Below are 16,562 nucleotides of genomic sequence, written 5' to 3'. Positions count from 1 at the left end.
ATGAGCCTGCTGTTCCGTGACATCGGGGGCGCGTCGCCCACCCCCGCCGGCAGCGTGGTCTGCATCGGTGCGTTCGACGGCCTGCATCGGGGTCATCAGGCGCTGATCGGCCGCGCCCGCGCCCGTGCGCGCGAGCTCGGCCTGCCGCTCGTGGTGCTGAGCTTCGAGCCGCTGCCGCGCGAGTTCTTCATGGCCCCGGAGCCGCCGGCGCGCTTGATCCTGCCTGCCGCGAAGATCGCCGGCCTGCAGGCGTTCGAGGTCGATGTCATCGGCCTGCTGCGCTTCAACCCGGCGATGGTGGCGATGGCCGCCGAGGACTTCGTCCGCGCCGTCCTAGTCGCGAAGCTGCACGCCCGCGAGGTGTGGGTGGGGCCCGATTTCCGCTTCGGCCACCGTCGCGGCGGCGATGTCGCGCTGCTGCAGCGGATGGGCGCCGAGCTCGGCTTCGCCACCCATGCGTTGCCGCTGGTGGAGGACGCCGGAGAGCGCGTCTCCAGCACCGCTGTGCGCGCCGCGCTGGCGAATGCGGAACTCGACCGCGCCGCGGTGTTGCTGGGGCGGCCGTACGCCATCCCCGGCCGCGTGGTGCGCGGCAAGCAGCTCGGCCGAACGCTGGGCTACCCGACGGCGAACCTGCGTTTCGGCGGCAAGCGCCCGCCGATGCACGGCATCTTCGCCACTTGGGTGCACGGCGTCGGCGACCAGCCGATGCCGAGCGTCTCCAGCCTCGGCACGCGGCCCACGGTGAATGGCAAGGAGCCGCTGCTTGAAGCGCACCTGTTCGACTTCAACGGCGATCTCTACGGCAAGCGCCTGAGCGTCGAGTTCGTGGCCAAGCTGCGCGACGAGCTGAAGTTCGACGGCCTGCCCGCCCTGATCGAACAGATGGATCGCGATTCGGCGCAAGCGCGCGCGATCCTCGCCGGCCTCCCGAAGGCCGGCCATCCCCATTCCTTGAGCCTGACGACGCCGTGAGCATCGACTACAAGAGCACCATCTCGCTGCCGGACACGGCCTTCCCGATGCGCGGCGACCTGCCGAAGCGCGAGCCCGCCACGCTGCAGCGCTGGCAGGATGGCCGTCTGTACGACCAGGTGCGCGCGAATGCCGCCGGCCGCCCGCGCTTCGTGCTGCACGATGGCCCGCCCTACGCCAACGGCAACATCCACATCGGCCACGCGGTCAACAAGATCCTCAAGGATCTCGTCGTGAAGTCGAAGCTGCTGGCCGGCTTCGACGCGCCCTATGTGCCGGGCTGGGACTGCCACGGCCTGCCGATCGAACTCGCCGTCGAGAAGAAGTTCGGCAAGGTGGGCGACAAGCTCGACGCCGCCGCGTTCCGGCAGAAGTGCCGCGAGTACGCCGCCGAGCAGATCGCCGGCCAGTCGCGCGATTTCCAGCGCCTTGGCGTCCTCGGCGACTGGGACCACCCCTATCGCACGATGGACTTCCGCTTCGAGGCCGACATGGTCCGCGCCTTGGCGAAGATCGTCGACCGCGGCCACCTCGTGCGCGGCGCGAAGCCCGTGCACTGGTGCTTCGATTGCGGTTCGGCGCTGGCCGAAGCCGAGATCGAGTACGCCGACAAGACCTCGCCGATGGTCGACGTCGCCTACGACGCGAAGGATCCGAAGGCGCTCGCCGCCAAGTTCGGCGTCGACGCCGAGGATGCCATCGTCGCGGTGCCGATCTGGACCACCACGCCCTGGACGCTGCCGGCCTCGCTGGCGGTGACGCTGGGTGCCGAGCTCGGCTACGCGATGGTCGAGGGCCCGGCGCGCGACGGGCGCCGCGTGCTGCTGGTGCTGGCCGAGGCGCTGGTCGAGAAGGCGCTGGCGCGCTACGGCGTGGCCGAAGCGAAGGTGCTGGGTCGCGTCGAAGGTCGTGCGCTCGAGGGCCTCGTGCTCGCGCATCCGTTCTACGCGCGCGAGATCCCGCTGATCCTCGGCGACCACGTCACCGCCGACGACGGCACCGGTGCGGTGCACACCGCGCCCGGCCACGGCCAGGAAGACTTCGTGGTCGGCAAGCTCTACGGGCTCACCGATCGCTACACCGCCGCGCAGATCAACCCGGTCGACGGCAAGGGCCTGTACCTGCCCGGCACGCCGCCGATCCCGACGCCGGAGGGCGAGGTCGCCATCGCCGGCGCGCATCTGTGGAAGGCGAACGACCTCATCGTCGCCGCGCTTGCCGCCCGCGGCGTGCTGCTGTCCTCGGGCAAGCTGCACCACAGCTACCCGCACTGCTGGCGCCACAAGACGCCGGTGGCGTTCCGCGCCACGCCACAGTGGTTCATCTCGATGACGCAGGCGAACCTGCGCGCCGACGCGCTGGCCGCGATCAAGGGCGTGCAGTGGTTCCCGGACTGGGGCGAGGCGCGCATCAGTGCCATGGTCGACGGCCGCCCGGACTGGTGCATCTCCCGCCAGCGCACCTGGGGCGTGCCCATCGCGCTGTTCACGCACCGCCTCACCGGCGAGATCCATCCGCGCACGGCCGAGCTGATGGCCGCCGTGGCCGCGAAGATCGAGCAGGGCGGGGTGGACGCGTGGTTCGCGCTCGATGCCGCCGAGTTGCTCGGCGCCGAAGCCTCCGACTACGAGAAAGTCACCGACATCCTCGACGTCTGGTTCGACTCCGGCGTCACCCACGAGGCCGTGCTCGCCGCGCGCGCCGACGAGGGCTTGGGCAAGCCCGCCGATCTCTACCTCGAAGGCTCCGACCAACACCGCGGCTGGTTCCAGAGCTCGCTGCTCACCGGTGTGGCGATGGATGGCGTGGCGCCGTACCGCCAGGTGCTGACGCACGGCTTCACGGTCGATGCGCAGGGCCGGAAGATGTCGAAGTCGATCGGCAACGTGGTCGAACCGCAGAAGGTCATCGACCAGATGGGTGCCGACGTGCTGCGCCTGTGGGTGGCCAGTACCGACTACCGCAACGAGATGTCCGTTTCCGACGACATCCTGAAGCGCACCGCCGACGCCTACCGCCGCATCCGCAACACCGCGCGCTTCCTGCTCGGCAACCTCGCGGGCTTCGACCCGGCCACCCACCTGCTGCCGAACGGCGAACTGCTGTGGCTGGACGCGCAGGCCGTGGCCCGCGCCGGCGAGGTGCAGGCCGAGATCACCGCGGCCTATGCCCGCTACGACTTCGCCGCCGTCGTCGCGGCGCTGCAGAACTACTGCACCAACGACCTCGGCGCGCTGTACCTCGATGTCACCAAGGACCGCCTGTACACCATGCCGGTGGACAGCCGCGGCCGCCGCTCGGCGCAGTCGGCGATGTTCCGCATCGCCCACGCGCTCACGCGCTGGATCGCGCCGATCCTGAGCTTCACCGCCGACGAGCTCTGGCAGCACCTGCCGGGTGCGCGCGAGGCCCACGTGCTGTTCGCCACCTGGCGTACCGACCTCGATGCCCTGCCTGCGGGCGGTGCGCTCTCGAAGGAGACCTTCGCCGCGCTGCTGGCGCTGCGCGAGGCGGTGGCCAAGGTGCTGGAGCCGATGCGCGCCGGCGGTGCGATCGGCGCCTCGCTCGAGGCCGAAGTCGACCTGTACGTCGACGACGCCACGCTCGCGACGCTGGCGCCCGTCGCCGACGAACTCCGCTTCCTGTTCATCACCAGCGAGCTGCGTCTGCACCCGGTCGCGGCCAAGCCCGCCGAGGCGGTCGCCGCCGATGGCGTGGCCGGGGCCTTCGTCCGCGCCGTGGCCAGCGGTGCGGCGAAGTGCGTGCGATGCTGGCACTACCGCCATGACGTCGGCACCCACGCCGACCATCCCGAGCTCTGCGGCCGCTGCGTCGACAACGTCGACGGCGCGGGCGAAGACCGCCGCTTCTTCTGATCGCCGCCCGTGACCGTTCCGACCTCCAACGCCGCGACCTCGGCGCTCGCCGGCCCCAATGCGCTGGCATGGCTGTGGCTGTCCGCCGTCGTCATCGTCCTCGACCAGGCCAGCAAGCTCTACTTCCTGTCCATCCTCGAGTACGGCGGCCCCACGATCCCCGTCATCGACGGCTTCTGGGAATGGCAGCTGGCGAAGAACCACGGCGCGGCTTTCAGTTTCCTCGCCGGGGCGTCGGGCTGGCAGCGCTGGTTCTTCAGCGCGCTGGCCATCGGCATCAGCGGCCTGCTGGTGCATTGGCTCCGCAAACTGCCGCGCGGCCATTGGCACGAGGCCCTGCCGTTCGCGCTCATCATCGGCGGTGCACTGGGCAATCTCATCGATCGCGTGCGCTTCGGCTATGTCGTGGACTTCATCCACTGGTATTGGGGTGAGCGCAGCTGGCCCGTGTTCAACGTGGCCGACTCGGCGATCGTTGCCGGTGCGGTGCTGCTCGTGATCGCCAGTTTCTTCAGCGGGGAACGGAAATGAGCTTCGACGTCCTGCTCGCGAATCCTCGCGGTTTCTGCGCCGGCGTCGACCGCGCGATCGAGATCGTGGACCGGGCGCTCCAGCAGCTCGGTGCGCCGATCTACGTCCGTCACGAGGTCGTCCACAACAGGTTCGTGGTGGAGGACCTGCGGGCCAAGGGTGCGGTGTTCATCGAGGACCTCGCCGACGTGCCGTCCGGAGCCACCCTGATCTTCAGTGCCCACGGCGTGTCGCAGGCGGTGCGCAACGAGGCCGCCGAGCGCGGCTTCAAGGTGTTCGACGCGACCTGTCCGCTGGTGACCAAGGTCCACATCGAAGTCACGCGGCATTGCCGCGCGGGTCGCGATGTCGTGCTGATCGGGCATGCCGGCCACGTCGAGGTCGAGGGCACGATGGGGCAGTGGCGCAAGGAAGCCGGTACGGGCTCGATCTACCTGGTCGAGGACGTCGAGCAGGCGGAGCGCATCGCCATCGCCCAGCCCGACAACGTGGCGTTCACCACGCAGACGACGCTGTCGGTCGACGACACCAAGGACATCATCGCCACGCTGCAGCGGCGCTTCCCGGCCATGCAGGGCCCGCGCCACGACGACATCTGCTACGCCACGCAGAATCGCCAGGACGCCGTGCGTGACCTGGCAGCGCGCTGCGACCTGATCCTCGTGGTCGGCAGCCCGAGCAGCTCGAATTCGAACCGCTTGCGGGAGCTGGCCGAGAAGAACGGCGTCGAGGCCTACCTCATCGACGGGGCGGAGCATGTCGATCCGCGCTGGGTCGACGGCAAGCGCTGCGTGGGCGTCACAGCCGGTGCATCCGCACCTGAACTGCTGGTTCAGGGCGTGATCGCGCGACTGGCTGAACTGGGCGGTGGGGCGGCGACGGAGCTTTCCGGCAAGCCCGAGGACGTGGTCTTCGCCCTGCCCAAGGAACTCCGCATCAGCCTGGTCGATTGACCGCGGCCCCACGGCCCCCTAAAATCCCGCGTCTGATGCCGGTGTAGCTCAGTTGGTAGAGCGGCGCATTCGTAATGCGTAGGTCGGGGGTTCGAGTCCCTTCTCCGGCACCATCAGCCCCCCTCCAGCGCGTCCAACGGAACCCGATGGGCTTCTTCCGTCGCACGGTACACGCGCTTCCCGCCGCTCTCCTGTTGTCCGCATTGCTGGTTGGCTGTGCGGGCCCCTACGGACCGTCGCCGTCGGCCGATCGCGTGCCGTTCGCGGTGCTGGGCGATTCCGATTCCCATGCCTACCAGGACCGCGTCACGTTCGCCGAGTCGGGTTCCGAGCGTGGCGGCCTCCAGCGTGCGACGACCCTGCAGTGGACCGAAGTCCTCGTCCGGCTTCGTGGCGACGAAATCGACCCCGGTGGATGGGGCGAATGGGGCCTTCGCGGCCGATGGGCGGCGCCGCTCGGATGGCTGGGCGTCGATCGTCGCTCGCCGCGCAAGCAGGACCACGAGTTCAACTACGCCTGGTCGGGCGCGCGTTGCGCCGACCTCGTCGAGGGCCCGGGGCGGCAGGCCCCACGCCTGGCCGAGCGCGTGGCGGTGCAGCCCGAAGCGTGGCGCACTGGCGTCGTCGTCGTTCGCATCGGCATCAACGACCTCGGTACCGGCGAAGCGCTCGACGCCTTTGCCCGCGAGGGTGACAGCGACGCCAATCGTCGCCGCGTCGACGCCTGCCTCGCATCCATCGATCTCGCCCTGCGCCAGCTGGCGGACGTGCAGCCGGAACTGAACGTGTTGCTGGTCGGTGTGCTGGACAACGTCGACTGGCCACGTTGGCGCGACGACTACCGCGATCCCGAGGCGCGTCGGCGTATCGCCGCGATGCTGGATCGCTTCGACGACGGATTGCGTGCGCGGGCCGCATCGTTGCCGAATCGCGCTTTCTTTGACGACCGGGCCTTCTATCGCGGCCTGGTCGGTGCGCGTTCCGACGACGGCCGTCCGGCCTATCGCGGGATCCCCGTGCGCGATGCGGGCGGGACCGTGGCCTGGTCCGCGGCCTTTGGCGAGGACGATGGTCTCGCGCATCTCTATCTCGCCGATGGCCATGCCGGCACTGTGCTGAACGCGCACTGGGCGCAGGCCTTCGCCGCTGCGCTCAAGGATGAATTCGGTGCACCGCTCACGCCGATCTCCGATGCGGAGCGCGATGCCTTCCTGATGGAACTGTCGAAGGCAGCCCCCTAGGCTTCGCGCGGCGTCTCGTGCCCTGCGACCCGCGCATGGCAATCTGGCGTTCTGATCCAAGGAGCATCGGCGTGGCGGTTACCGGCAGCAAGTCCAAGGCGAAGACGGCCTACGTCTGCACCGATTGCGGTGCGAGTTACTCGAAGTGGCAGGGGCAGTGCGAAGCCTGCGGCGCGTGGAACACGCTGTCGGAGATCGTTGTCGAGCCGGCAGCGGCGAAGTCGAATCCCCGCCACGGGAACTGGGCCGGCGCGCCGGAGCAGGCCCGCATCACGCCGTTGGCATCGGTGAAGCACGAGGCCGAGTCCCGCGTGTCCACCGGCATCGGCGAACTGGACCGCGTGCTCGGTGGCGGGCTCGTCGAAGGCTCGGTGGTGCTGGTGGGCGGCGACCCGGGCATCGGAAAATCGACCCTGCTGCTGCAGGCCATTTCGGCCATGGCCGCGCGGGTGCCGGGCCTCTACGTCACCGGTGAGGAGAGCCTCTCCCAGGTCGCGGGGCGCGCGCAGCGCCTCGGCCTCGGCATCGACGGCGTGCAGGCGCTTGCCGAGACCTGCGTCGAGCGCATTCTCTCGCAGGCGGCGCAGGCCAAGCCGCGGCTGATGATCGCCGACTCCATCCAGACGCTGTGGTCGGAACTGCTCACCGCGGCGCCCGGCTCGGTGAGCCAGGTGCGCGAGAGCGCGGCGAAACTGGTGCGCTTCGCCAAGGAAACCGGCACGGCCGTGTTCCTCGTCGGCCACGTCACCAAAGAAGGCGGCATCGCCGGCCCCCGCGTGCTGGAACACATGGTCGACGCCGTCCTCTATTTCGAAGGCGAGGCCGGCAGCCGCTTCCGCGTGCTCCGCGCCTTCAAGAACCGCTTCGGCGCCGTCAACGAGCTCGGCGTGTTCGCGATGGGCGACAAGGGCCTGCGCGAGGTGTCGAACCCTTCGGCGATCTTCCTGTCCGGCGCGCGCTTGCCGCAGCCCGGCAGCGCGGTGATGGTCACGCGCGAAGGCACGCGGCCGCTCCTGGTCGAAGTGCAGGCCCTCGTCGATCAATCCCCGCTCGCCAATCCGCGCCGCGTTGCCCTCGGCCTCGAGCAGAACCGCTTGGCCATGCTGCTGGCCGTGCTGCATCGCCACGGCGGCGTCGGCGTGTTCGACCAGGATGTGTTCGTCAACGTCGTCGGCGGCATCCGCGTGCAGGAAACCGCCGCCGATCTGCCGGTGCTGCTTGCGGTGCTCAGCTCGTTGCGCGATCGCCCGCTGCCTGAGAAGACCATCGCGTTCGGCGAAGTTGGTCTATCCGGCGAATTGCGGCCGGTGCCGAATGGCGAGGAACGCCTGAAGGAAGCTTCGACGCACGGCTTCAAGCGCGCCGTGGTGCCGAAAGCCAATGCGCCGAAATCCGGTCGCGTCGGCGAGATGGAAGTGATCGGTGTCGAGCGGCTGTCGGAAGCGCTCGAGCAAGCCACGGACTGAACAGGAGGGTCGACGATGGGATGGTGGGATGCACTGAAGTCCGCGTTGTTCGGCGCGCGACGTCCGGCGCTCGACCCGGATGCCTTCACCGAGGACATGGCCAGCCGCCTGCGCGCCGCGATGCCGGGTCGGACGGTGGCCGTCAGCAGCTGTCTTTCGCTTTCGATCGAGGGCGCGGACGGCCTGCAGCAGGTGTTCCTCGACAACGCCTATCGCTTCGCGGCCGAGGCGGCCGACGACGCCGGACGCGAGGCTGTCATCGCTGCCTGGTTGGCTTCGAGCACCGGGGCTGCCGCGAGTGACGCGGCCGGGATCGACGACATCGTGCCCGTGTTGAAGTCGCCCGACTGGTTCGATGCGTTGCCGGCGCGCGAGGACGGTCGCCCCGTCGGCCATCGCAGCGAAGCACTCAACGCGCACCTCGCCATCGTCTACGCCATCGACACGCCGCACAACGTCGCCTATGTCGGCGAGGACTGGTTCGTCGATCGCGGCATCGGTGTCGATGGCCTGCGTCGTCGCGCCGTCGACAACCTGCGCGCGAAGTTGCCGCGCCTCGAGGTGCAGCGCGGCGGCGGGCTGAACATGGTCGTCGCTGGAGGCTACTACGAAGCCTCGATCGTGCTTCTCGACGAATTCTGGGTTCGGGAGAGGGAACGCCTCCGCGGCGACCCGGTGATCGCGATTCCCGCGCGCGACGTCCTCGTGTTCGGCGACAGCGCCGACCCCAAGGTGGTCGCCGAACTGCGCCGACACGCGACCGAAATCCACGCCGATGCGGCCTACGCCCTCTCGCCGGTGCTTTTCCAGCGTTTCGCGGACGGGCGCATCGAGCCCTTCCAGCCCTCGGAGCGCATCGAGGCCTGAGGCGGCGAACGCTCAGCGCGCCAGCAGGAACTCGTAGACGAAGCGGCTGCCGAAGAACGCCAGCCCGAGCAGCAGCATGGCGGCCAGCGTCCAGCGTGCGGCCTTGGCGCCGCGCCAACCCCAACGCCAATGGCCGAACAGCAGGGTGGCCAGGACGGTCCAGCTGAGCAGCGACAGCACGGTCTTGTGCATCAGGTGCTGTGCGAACAGGTTCTCGACGAACACCAGGCCCATCGCCAAGGCCAGCGTCAGCAAGGCGAAGGCCGCGACCAGCGTGCGGAACAGCAGGCTCTCCGACTGCGTCAGCGGCGGCAGGATGCGCACGATGCCGGTGATGCGGCGCTGCCGTAGGGCGCGCTCCTGCAGCCATAGGCCGGCCGCGAACAGCGCCGCCAAGGCAAGGGCCGCGTAGGCCAGCAGGGCCAGCCAAGCGTGCATCAGGATCGGCCAGGGGAGATCGTTGCTGCCGCTGCCGGGTTGCGCGCCGAGGGCGTAGGTCAGCACGCAGACCGCGGCCACGGGGAACACCACCACACCGAGGGCTTCGAGCCGTTCCAGCTTCGCCGCCGCGACGGTCAGGGCCGCCATGCCAAGGCTGACGAGGGAGAGCGCCGCGAAGAAGTGCAGGTCCGGTGCGCCTTTCACGTGCCCGGCCCAAGCGTGCAGGCCGAGCTGCAGCAGGACGCCGTTGCCCGCGAGAAGCAGCGGCCACAGCGCACCGTGCGCCGATCCACCGACCTGCAGGCGACGCACCAGCCCGAAGGCGGCGAGCGCGTAGGCGAGCGCGGCGAAGGCCGCGAGGATCAGGACCGTGGGCATGGCTGAAGTGTCGCACAGCGCCCCTCGAAACGAGAACGCCTCGCATCGGCCCCGGGGCTATACTTCGCGCCCCGCTTTCCCGCGTCCCAGCAGCGCTTTCCGCCATGTTCGAGTCCCTGACCCAGCGCCTTTCCGGCACCCTCCAGCGCCTCCGCGGCCGCGGCCGCCTGAGCGAAGAGAACATCCGCGAGAGCCTGCGCGAGGTCCGTATCGCCCTGCTCGAGGCCGATGTCGCCCTGCCGGTGGTGCAGGCCCTGATCGAACGCATCAAGGTGCGCGCGGTCGGGCAGGAGGTGCTGCAGTCCCTGACGCCCGGCCAGGCCCTGATCAAGGTCGTCCGCGACGAGATGACGCTGGTGATGGGCGGGCAGGGCGCCGAGCTCTCGCTGGCCCAGCAGCCGCCGGCGGTGATCCTCATGGCGGGTCTTCAGGGCGCTGGCAAGACCACGACGGTCGGCAAGCTCGCCAAGCACCTGAAGGAGCGCCGCAAGAAGAAAGTGATGGTGGTCAGTTGCGACGTCTACCGTCCGGCCGCCATCGCGCAGTTGCAGACGCTGGCCGGCCAGGTCGGCGCGCTGTTCCATCCCTCCGAAGCCGGCCAGAAGCCGGTCGACATCGCCCGGGCGGCCATCGACGCCGCCAAGCGCAACGTCGCCGATGTCCTGATCGTCGACACCGCGGGCCGCTTGGCCATCGATGCCGAGATGATGGCCGAGATCAAGGCCCTGCACGCCGCGGTCGATCCGGTCGAGACACTGTTCGTCGTCGACGCGATGACTGGCCAGGACGCCGCCAACACCGCCAAGGCCTTCGCCGAGGCGCTGCCGCTCACCGGCGTGGTGCTCACCAAGACCGACGGCGACGCCCGGGGCGGCGCGGCGCTGTCGGTGCGCTACATCACCGGCAAGCCGATCAAGTTCGTTGGCGTCGGCGAGAAGCCCGACGGCCTCGACGTGTTCCATCCCGAGCGCGCCGCGGGCCGCATCCTCGACATGGGCGACGTGCTGTCGCTGGTCGAGGAGGTCGAGCGCAGCGTTGACAAGGACAAGGCCGCGAAGCTCGCCGAGAAGGTCGCCAAGGGCAAGCGCTTCGACCTCAACGACCTCCGCGACCAGATGCTGCAGATGCAGAACATGGGGGGGCTCACCGGGCTGATGGACAAGCTCCCCGGCATGGGCCAGATCCCGGACAGCGTGAAGGCGCAGGTCACCGGCAAGGAAGTGCCGCGGATGATCGCGATCATCAACTCGATGACGCCGAAGGAGCGCCGCAACCCCGACCTGCTGAATGGCTCCCGCAAGGCGCGTATTGCTCGCGGTTCGGGCACGTCGGCGGCCCAGGTGAACCAGGTCTACAAGCAGTGGCAGCAGATGGAGAAGATGATGTCCAAGCTGTCGAAGGGCGGTATGAAGGGCATGCTGCGCGGGATGCAGGGCATGATGGGCGGCCGCGGTTTCCCGGGCGGCGGCTTCCCGCGCTGAGGGCCGGTCCGGCGAGTCTGAACGGCACCCCGGCGCCACCCCCGCTTCGCCTCACCGACTTTGCCTTTTGAGGCTGGCCCCGCTAGACTTTCCAATCCCCTGCCCCTGAAAGGGCAGGTATGACCCCAAGAACTACAGAGCAAACAGCAATGGTCAAGATCCGCCTGGCTCGCGGTGGCGCCAAGAAGGCCCCCTTCTACCACGTCGTCGTCACCGATGGCCGCAACGCCCGCGATGGCCGCAACATCGAGCGCGTTGGTTACTACAACCCGGTCGCCCGTGGCGCCGAGAAGCGCGTCGAGATCGACGCCGATCGCGTCAAGCATTGGGTGTCGCACGGCGCGCAGATGACCGACAAGGTCGCGCTGCTGGTCAAGGAAGCGGCCAAGGCCGCCTGATCCCGTTGCGCCACGGCCCGCCCGCTGGCGCACGAGACCTGCAATGAGCACCGAGCGCCGCATCCTGTTGGGCAGGGTGATCGGCGCGTTCGGCGTTCGGGGTGAGCTGAAGCTCGAGTCCTGGACGAATCCCCGCGACGCGCTGTTCCGCTACAAGCCCTGGATCCTCGTCCATCGTGGCGAGGAAAGCCTCGTGTCCGGGGCCAAGGGCAAGTTGAACCCGAACGGTTCGATCACGGCCCGCCTCCCCGACGTGGAAACCCGCGACGACGCCGAGGCCATCGTCGGCGCCGAGATCTGGGTGCTGCGCTCGCAGCTGCCGCCCTCGAAACCCGGCGAGTACTACTGGGTTGATCTCGAAGGCCTGAAGGTAGCGACGATCGACGGCGTCGAGATCGGCACGATCTCGCATCTGTTCAACAACGGCGCCAACGACGTCATCGCCATCAAGGGCGAGCGCGAGCGCTATCTGCCGTACACCCCGGACGTCGTGCGCGAGGTCGACCTCGACGGCGGCCGCATGCTCGTCGACTGGGATCCCGAGTTCTGATCGGCGCGCCCATGCGCATCGACGTCCTCACGCTGTTTCCGGATTTCATCGCCCAAGCGGCTGGTGTCGGCGTGGTCGGTCGCGCCGCCGAGCGTGGGCTGATCACGGTGAAGGGCTGGAACCCGCGTGACTACGCCACCGGCAATTACCGGCGCGTCGACGAGCGTCCGTTCGGCGGCGGCCCGGGCATGCTGATGTTGCCCGAGCCCCTCGAAACCTGCCTGGCCGCAGCGCGCACCGACGGTGCCTCGGGCCCGGTCATCTATCTCTCGCCACAGGGGCCGCGCTTCACGCAGGCCAAGGCCCGTGCACTCGCGGCCACGCCCGGATTCCTCCTGCTTTGCGGCCGCTACGAGGGCGTTGATGAACGTTTCCTCGAAGCGCATGTCGATGAAGAGCTGTCGATCGGCGATTACGTTCTGTCCGGCGGTGAGCTGGGCGCGGCGGTGGTCATCGATGCCGTCGGGCGCCTGCTCGACGGAGCCCTGAACGATGCGGCCTCGGCGGTGCAGGACAGTTTCGAGGACGGCCTGCTCGACTGCCCGCACTACACCCGCTCCGAAAGGCTTGGCACGTCGGGCGTGCCGGACGTGTTGCTCTCCGGCGACCACGCGAAGATCGCCCGCTGGCGCCGGCAGCAGTCGCTGGGCCGGACCTGGCTCCGCCGCCCGGACCTCCTGGCCCGGATGGACCTGAGCCGCCAGGACCGGGCCCTGCTCGCCGAATTCATCGCCCGTCAAGTTTCGAGCCCCGACAGCCCCTAGCGCCGGCTGTCAAGACGGGGGTATACTTTCCGACTCGCCCGGGCGCATGCCTGCGTGGCGCGGCATCTAGAAGAACTACACAGGTTTAAAGCCATGAGCCAGCTCAACAAGTCGATCGTCGCCCAGTTCGAGGCCGAGCAGATCCAGCGCCAGCTTCCGGAGTTCAGCCCCGGCGACACGGTGATCGTCAACGTCAAGGTGAAGGAAGGCAATCGCGAGCGCGTGCAGGCCTTCGAAGGCGTGGTCATCGCCAAGAAGAACGGCGGCCTGAACTCCTCGTTCACCGTCCGCAAGATCTCGCACGGCTTCGGCGTCGAGCGCGTGTTCCAGACCCACAGCCCGGTCATCGACTCGGTCGAAGTGAAGCGCTACGGCAAGGTCCGCGCCGGCAAGCTTTACTACCTGCGCGATCTCGAAGGCAAGGCGGCTCGCATCAAGGAAGACCTGGCGGCTCGCAAGTCGGCCCAGTAATCCCGGCTGCGCAAGCGCCAACCCCGGACGGCCGCCTCGCGCGGCCGTTCGTGTTTCCGGCCTCCGCCTCCATGATCCTTCCGAAGCGACGACGCCACCGCCGACTCGAAGCGCCCGCCGGCACGCCTTCGGGGGCTGCGGGGCCCGCTGCGGAGGACACGGCGTGCGTGCGTCTCGATCTCTGGCTCTGGGCGGCGCGCTTCTTCAAGACCCGCGCGCTCGCGAAGAAGGCCATCGAACTCGGCCAGGTGCGCATCGACGGCCAGACCCTGAAGCCGAGCCGCACGGTACGTCCCGGCGTCGTGCTTGCCGTCGAGCGGGCTGGCGAGCGTTACGACGTCGAAGTCCGCGGCGTAGCCGACCAGCGCGGTCCGGCCAGCGTGGCGCAGCAGCTGTACGTTGAATCCGAAGCGTCGATCGCCGCCCGCCTCGCGGAGCGCGAGAAACGCCGCTTCGAGGCACAGGGCTACCATCCGCCCGAGACGCGCCCGAACAAGCGCCAGCGCCGCCTGATCCAGGCCTTGGGCGACCTCGACGCGCTGTAGCGGCTACAGCATCGCCTTGATCCGATAGAGCGCTTCCAGCGCCTGCTTCGGCGTGAGTTCGTCCGGGTCCACGGCGGCCAGCGCATCGAGCGCCGGCGGGGGGCTGCGGAACAGTGCCATCTGCGCCGGCTGTTCAATGGCGGCCGGTGATGTCGCGGTGGCCGGCATGTCACGGCTGCGCTGCTCCAGTTCCGCGAGCGTGCGTCGTGCCTCGCCGAGCACCGCGCGCGGCAGGCCCGCGAGGGCCGCCACCTGCAGGCCGAAGCTGCGGTTCGCCGGGCCGTCCTTCACCGCGTGCATGAAGACGAGCTTTTCGCCGTGCTCGACGGCGTCGAGGTGCACGTTGGCGATGCCGTTGCTGCCGTCGCCGGCCAGCGCCGTTAGTTCGAAGTAGTGCGTGGCGAACAGCACGAAGCCGCGATTCACGTTGGCGAGGTGAAGGGCGCAGGCCTGCGCCAGCGCGAGGCCGTCGTAGGTCGACGTACCGCGGCCGATCTCGTCCATCAGCACCAGCGACTGTGGCGTGGCGTGGTGGAGGATGTAGGCCGTCTCGCTCATCTCGACCATGAAAGTCGACTGGCCTTTGGCGAGGTCGTCGCCGGCGCCGATGCGGGTGAGGATGCGGTCCACGGGCCCCAGCACGCAGCGCGAGGCCGGCACGAAGCTGCCCGCGTAGGCCAGCAGCGCGATCAATGCCGCCTGCCGCATGTAGGTGCTCTTGCCGCCCATGTTCGGGCCGGTGATTACCAGCATCCGCCGCTCGGGCGACAGCGCGAGGTCGTTCGGTTCGAACGGGGCTTCGCGCACGGCCTCGACCACCGGGTGGCGGCCGCGTTCGATCGCGATGCCCGGCTCGGCCACCAGCTGCGGTTCGACCCAGTCCAGCGCAAGCGCGCGCTCGGCGAAGGCCGCCAGCACGTCGATCTCGGCCACCGCCTCGGCGGCGGCTTTCAGCGGGTTCAGTACGGCGTTGAGGCCGTCGAGCAGGTCTTCCCAGAGCTGCTTCTCGCGCGACAGCGAGCGATCACGCGCCGAGAGCACTTTGTCCTCGAACTGCTTCAGCTCGTCGGTGATGTAGCGCTCGGCGCCCGTCAGCGTCTGCCGGCGGCTGTAGTGCAGCGGGGCCTTGTCGGCCTGGCCCTTGCTGATCTCGATGTAGAAGCCGTGGACGCGGTTGTAGCCGACCTTCAGCGTCGCGATACCGGTGGCGGCGCGCTCGCGCGCTTCGAGGTCGAGCAGGAACTGATCGGCGTTCGTCGAGAGCACGCGCAATTCGTCGAGCTCGGCGTCGAAGCCCTCGGCGATGACGCCGCCGTCCACCAGCTTCAGCGGTGGCTGGGGCGCAATGGCTTTCTGCAGCCAATCCGAGGTGTCGGCGTGCTCGCCGAGCCGGGCGAGCAGGGCGGCGAGGCGGGGCGAATCCAGCGGCGCCAATGCCTCGCGCAGGGCAGGGAAGAGCGCGAGGCCATCGCGCAGGGTGGACAAATCGCGCGGGCGCGCCGAGCGCAGGGCCACGCGCGAGAGGATGCGTTCGAGGTCGCCGACGCGGCGCAGGGCTTCGCGCAGGCCATCGAAGGCGCGGGAGTCGAACAGGCTGCGCACGGCGTGGTGGCGCTCGGCCACGACCGCCTGAGTGCGCAGCGGCCGGTGCAGCCAGCGCCGCAGCAGGCGGCCGCCCATCGGCGTGATCGTGCTGTCCACCACGCCCAGCAGGGTGTGCGCCGTGTTGCCGTCGACGCGGGTGTCGATCTCGAGATGCCGCCGCGTCGCGGCGTTCAGGGCGATGGCCTCGTCCGCAGCCTCGACGGCGATGGCCGTCAGGTGCGGCAGCTGCTGCTTCTGCGTCTCCTCGACGTAGCCGAGCAGGGCGCCCGCGGCGGCCGTCGCCAACGCTTTTCCTTCGAGGCCGAAGGGCGAGAGGTCGTGCAGATGGAAGAAACGCAGCAGGGCGCGGCGCGCGCTGTCGGCGTCGAACAGCCACGGCGCGCGACGACGCGCACCTTGGCGCTGGGTCACCGCGCTGGGCCAGCCGTCCTCGTCCGGCACGAGCACTTCGGCCGGCTCCAGCCGAGCGAGCTCCGCCGCGAGTGCGTCTTCGTCGGCCACTTCGTTGGCGAGGAAGCGGCCGCCGGCGAGGTCGGCCCACGCCAGACCGAAGCCGCCGCTTTTCGACGACGCGCCCCCGCGCACCACCGCCATCAGCAGCGTGTCGCGACGCTCCTGAAGCAGGGCCTCGTCGGTGACGGTGCCTGGGGTGACGATGCGCACGACCTTGCGCTCGACGAGGCCCTTGGCCAGCGCCGGATCGCCGATCTGTTCGCACACCGCCACCGATTCGCCCAATGCGACGAGGCGGGCGAGGTAGCCCTCGTAGGCATGCACCGGCACGCCGGCCATCGGGATCGGCTGGCCGCCGGACTGTCCTCGCTGCGTCAGCGTGATATCGAGCAGGCGCGCCGCCTTGCGGGCGTCGTCGTAGAACAGCTCGTAGAAGTCGCCCATCCGGAAGAACAGCAGCAGGTCCGGGTGCTCCGCCTTGGCGGCGAAGAACTGCTTCATCAGCGGGGTGTGCTGCGGGGCGTCGCTGGCCATTCGGAACGTGCGGGCTGACCGGTCGGGCAAGGG

15 protein-coding genes and 1 tRNA gene are annotated in these 16,562 nt (G+C 69.3%); 14 read left to right on the top strand and 2 right to left on the bottom strand.

What is annotated here, in order from left to right:
• From O9255_RS00715 to O9255_RS00680, 8 genes are all read left to right on the top strand, one after another.
• Window positions 1-975, top strand: a complete 975-nt coding sequence (locus O9255_RS00715) for a bifunctional riboflavin kinase/FAD synthetase (RefSeq protein ID WP_297864902.1) — start codon at window positions 1-3, stop codon at window positions 973-975.
• Window positions 972-3,851: an isoleucine--tRNA ligase gene (gene ileS, locus O9255_RS00710; protein WP_297864901.1), complete on the top strand. Its 2,880-nt coding sequence runs from the start codon at window positions 972-974 to the stop codon at window positions 3,849-3,851. The genes O9255_RS00715 and ileS overlap by 4 nt, the downstream gene beginning before the upstream one ends.
• A gap of 9 nt (window positions 3,852-3,860) precedes the next feature.
• Window positions 3,861-4,382, top strand: coding sequence for a signal peptidase II (gene lspA / locus O9255_RS00705; RefSeq protein WP_297864900.1), 522 nt, complete (start codon window positions 3,861-3,863; stop codon window positions 4,380-4,382).
• A complete protein-coding gene (gene ispH, locus O9255_RS00700; protein WP_297864899.1) occupies window positions 4,379-5,335 on the top strand; it encodes a 4-hydroxy-3-methylbut-2-enyl diphosphate reductase in 957 nt (318 codons plus the stop codon). The genes lspA and ispH overlap by 4 nt, the downstream gene beginning before the upstream one ends.
• A 37-nt stretch (window positions 5,336-5,372) precedes the next feature.
• A tRNA-Thr gene (locus O9255_RS00695) sits at window positions 5,373-5,448 on the top strand.
• 81 nt (window positions 5,449-5,529) lie between these two features.
• Window positions 5,530-6,576, top strand: coding sequence for a hypothetical protein (locus O9255_RS00690; protein ID WP_297864898.1), 1,047 nt, complete (start codon window positions 5,530-5,532; stop codon window positions 6,574-6,576).
• A gap of 71 nt (window positions 6,577-6,647) precedes the next feature.
• Window positions 6,648-8,042, top strand: coding sequence for a DNA repair protein RadA (gene radA, locus O9255_RS00685; RefSeq protein ID WP_297864897.1), 1,395 nt, complete (start codon window positions 6,648-6,650; stop codon window positions 8,040-8,042).
• Between the two features lie 15 nt (window positions 8,043-8,057).
• Window positions 8,058-8,909, top strand: a complete 852-nt coding sequence (locus tag O9255_RS00680; RefSeq protein WP_297864896.1) for a DUF1444 family protein — start codon at window positions 8,058-8,060, stop codon at window positions 8,907-8,909.
• 12 nt (window positions 8,910-8,921) lie between these two features.
• Here O9255_RS00680 and ccsA read toward each other — a convergent pair whose 3' ends face one another.
• Window positions 8,922-9,728, bottom strand: a complete 807-nt coding sequence (gene ccsA, locus O9255_RS00675) for a cytochrome c biogenesis protein CcsA (RefSeq protein WP_297864895.1) — start codon at window positions 9,726-9,728, stop codon at window positions 8,922-8,924.
• Window positions 9,729-9,832: 104 nt separating this feature from the next.
• Here ccsA and ffh point away from each other — a divergent pair, with 104 nt between their 5' ends.
• The 6 genes from ffh to O9255_RS00645 all read left to right on the top strand — a co-directional run bounded on the left by ffh (window position 9,833) and on the right by O9255_RS00645 (window position 13,937).
• The gene (gene ffh, locus O9255_RS00670) at window positions 9,833-11,209 is read left to right on the top strand and encodes a signal recognition particle protein (protein WP_297864894.1); all 1,377 of its coding nucleotides are present in this window, start codon (window positions 9,833-9,835) and stop codon (window positions 11,207-11,209) included.
• Between the two features lie 149 nt (window positions 11,210-11,358).
• Window positions 11,359-11,607 (top strand): 30S ribosomal protein S16, encoded by a 249-nt coding sequence (gene rpsP, locus O9255_RS00665; protein ID WP_297864893.1) that lies wholly within the window; start codon window positions 11,359-11,361, stop codon window positions 11,605-11,607.
• 43 nt (window positions 11,608-11,650) lie between these two features.
• On the top strand, window positions 11,651-12,157 hold the full coding sequence (rimM, locus tag O9255_RS00660) for a ribosome maturation factor RimM (protein ID WP_297864892.1): 507 nt from the start codon (window positions 11,651-11,653) through the stop codon (window positions 12,155-12,157).
• 11 nt (window positions 12,158-12,168) lie between these two features.
• Window positions 12,169-12,921, top strand: coding sequence for a tRNA (guanosine(37)-N1)-methyltransferase TrmD (gene trmD, locus O9255_RS00655; protein WP_297864891.1), 753 nt, complete (start codon window positions 12,169-12,171; stop codon window positions 12,919-12,921).
• 93 nt (window positions 12,922-13,014) lie between these two features.
• Complete coding sequence (rplS, locus tag O9255_RS00650) at window positions 13,015-13,392, top strand: 50S ribosomal protein L19 (RefSeq protein WP_297864890.1); 378 nt, start codon at window positions 13,015-13,017, stop codon at window positions 13,390-13,392.
• A 71-nt stretch (window positions 13,393-13,463) separates the two neighbouring features.
• Entirely contained in the window at window positions 13,464-13,937 is a 474-nt protein-coding gene (locus O9255_RS00645; protein WP_297864889.1) for a S4 domain-containing protein, read from the top strand.
• Between the two features lie 3 nt (window positions 13,938-13,940).
• Here the strand turns inward: O9255_RS00645 and mutS are convergent, their stop codons facing one another.
• Complete coding sequence (gene mutS / locus O9255_RS00640; RefSeq protein WP_297864888.1) at window positions 13,941-16,529, bottom strand: DNA mismatch repair protein MutS; 2,589 nt, start codon at window positions 16,527-16,529, stop codon at window positions 13,941-13,943.
• Between the last annotated feature and the right edge of the window lie 33 nt (window positions 16,530-16,562).

It is taken from the genome of Silanimonas sp. (genome assembly GCF_027530345.1).
GTDB lineage: Bacteria > Pseudomonadota > Gammaproteobacteria > Xanthomonadales > Xanthomonadaceae > Silanimonas.
This window is presented reverse-complemented; position numbering and strand designations above follow the sequence as displayed.

Coding starts and splice junctions, on each gene's coding strand:
- rplS (WP_297864890.1), top strand. CDS start 13,015: ATGAGCCAGCTCAACAAGTCGATCGTCGCCCAGTTCGAGGCCGAGCAG.
- ispH (WP_297864899.1), top strand. CDS start 4,379: ATGAGCTTCGACGTCCTGCTCGCGAATCCTCGCGGTTTCTGCGCCGGC.
- ffh (WP_297864894.1), top strand. CDS start 9,833: ATGTTCGAGTCCCTGACCCAGCGCCTTTCCGGCACCCTCCAGCGCCTC.
- O9255_RS00645 (WP_297864889.1), top strand. CDS start 13,464: ATGATCCTTCCGAAGCGACGACGCCACCGCCGACTCGAAGCGCCCGCC.
- trmD (WP_297864891.1), top strand. CDS start 12,169: ATGCGCATCGACGTCCTCACGCTGTTTCCGGATTTCATCGCCCAAGCG.
- rimM (WP_297864892.1), top strand. CDS start 11,651: ATGAGCACCGAGCGCCGCATCCTGTTGGGCAGGGTGATCGGCGCGTTC.
- O9255_RS00680 (WP_297864896.1), top strand. CDS start 8,058: ATGGGATGGTGGGATGCACTGAAGTCCGCGTTGTTCGGCGCGCGACGT.
- O9255_RS00715 (WP_297864902.1), top strand. CDS start 1: ATGAGCCTGCTGTTCCGTGACATCGGGGGCGCGTCGCCCACCCCCGCC.
- ccsA (WP_297864895.1), bottom strand. CDS start 9,728: ATGCCCACGGTCCTGATCCTCGCGGCCTTCGCCGCGCTCGCCTACGCG.
- rpsP (WP_297864893.1), top strand. CDS start 11,359: ATGGTCAAGATCCGCCTGGCTCGCGGTGGCGCCAAGAAGGCCCCCTTC.
- mutS (WP_297864888.1), bottom strand. CDS start 16,529: ATGGCCAGCGACGCCCCGCAGCACACCCCGCTGATGAAGCAGTTCTTC.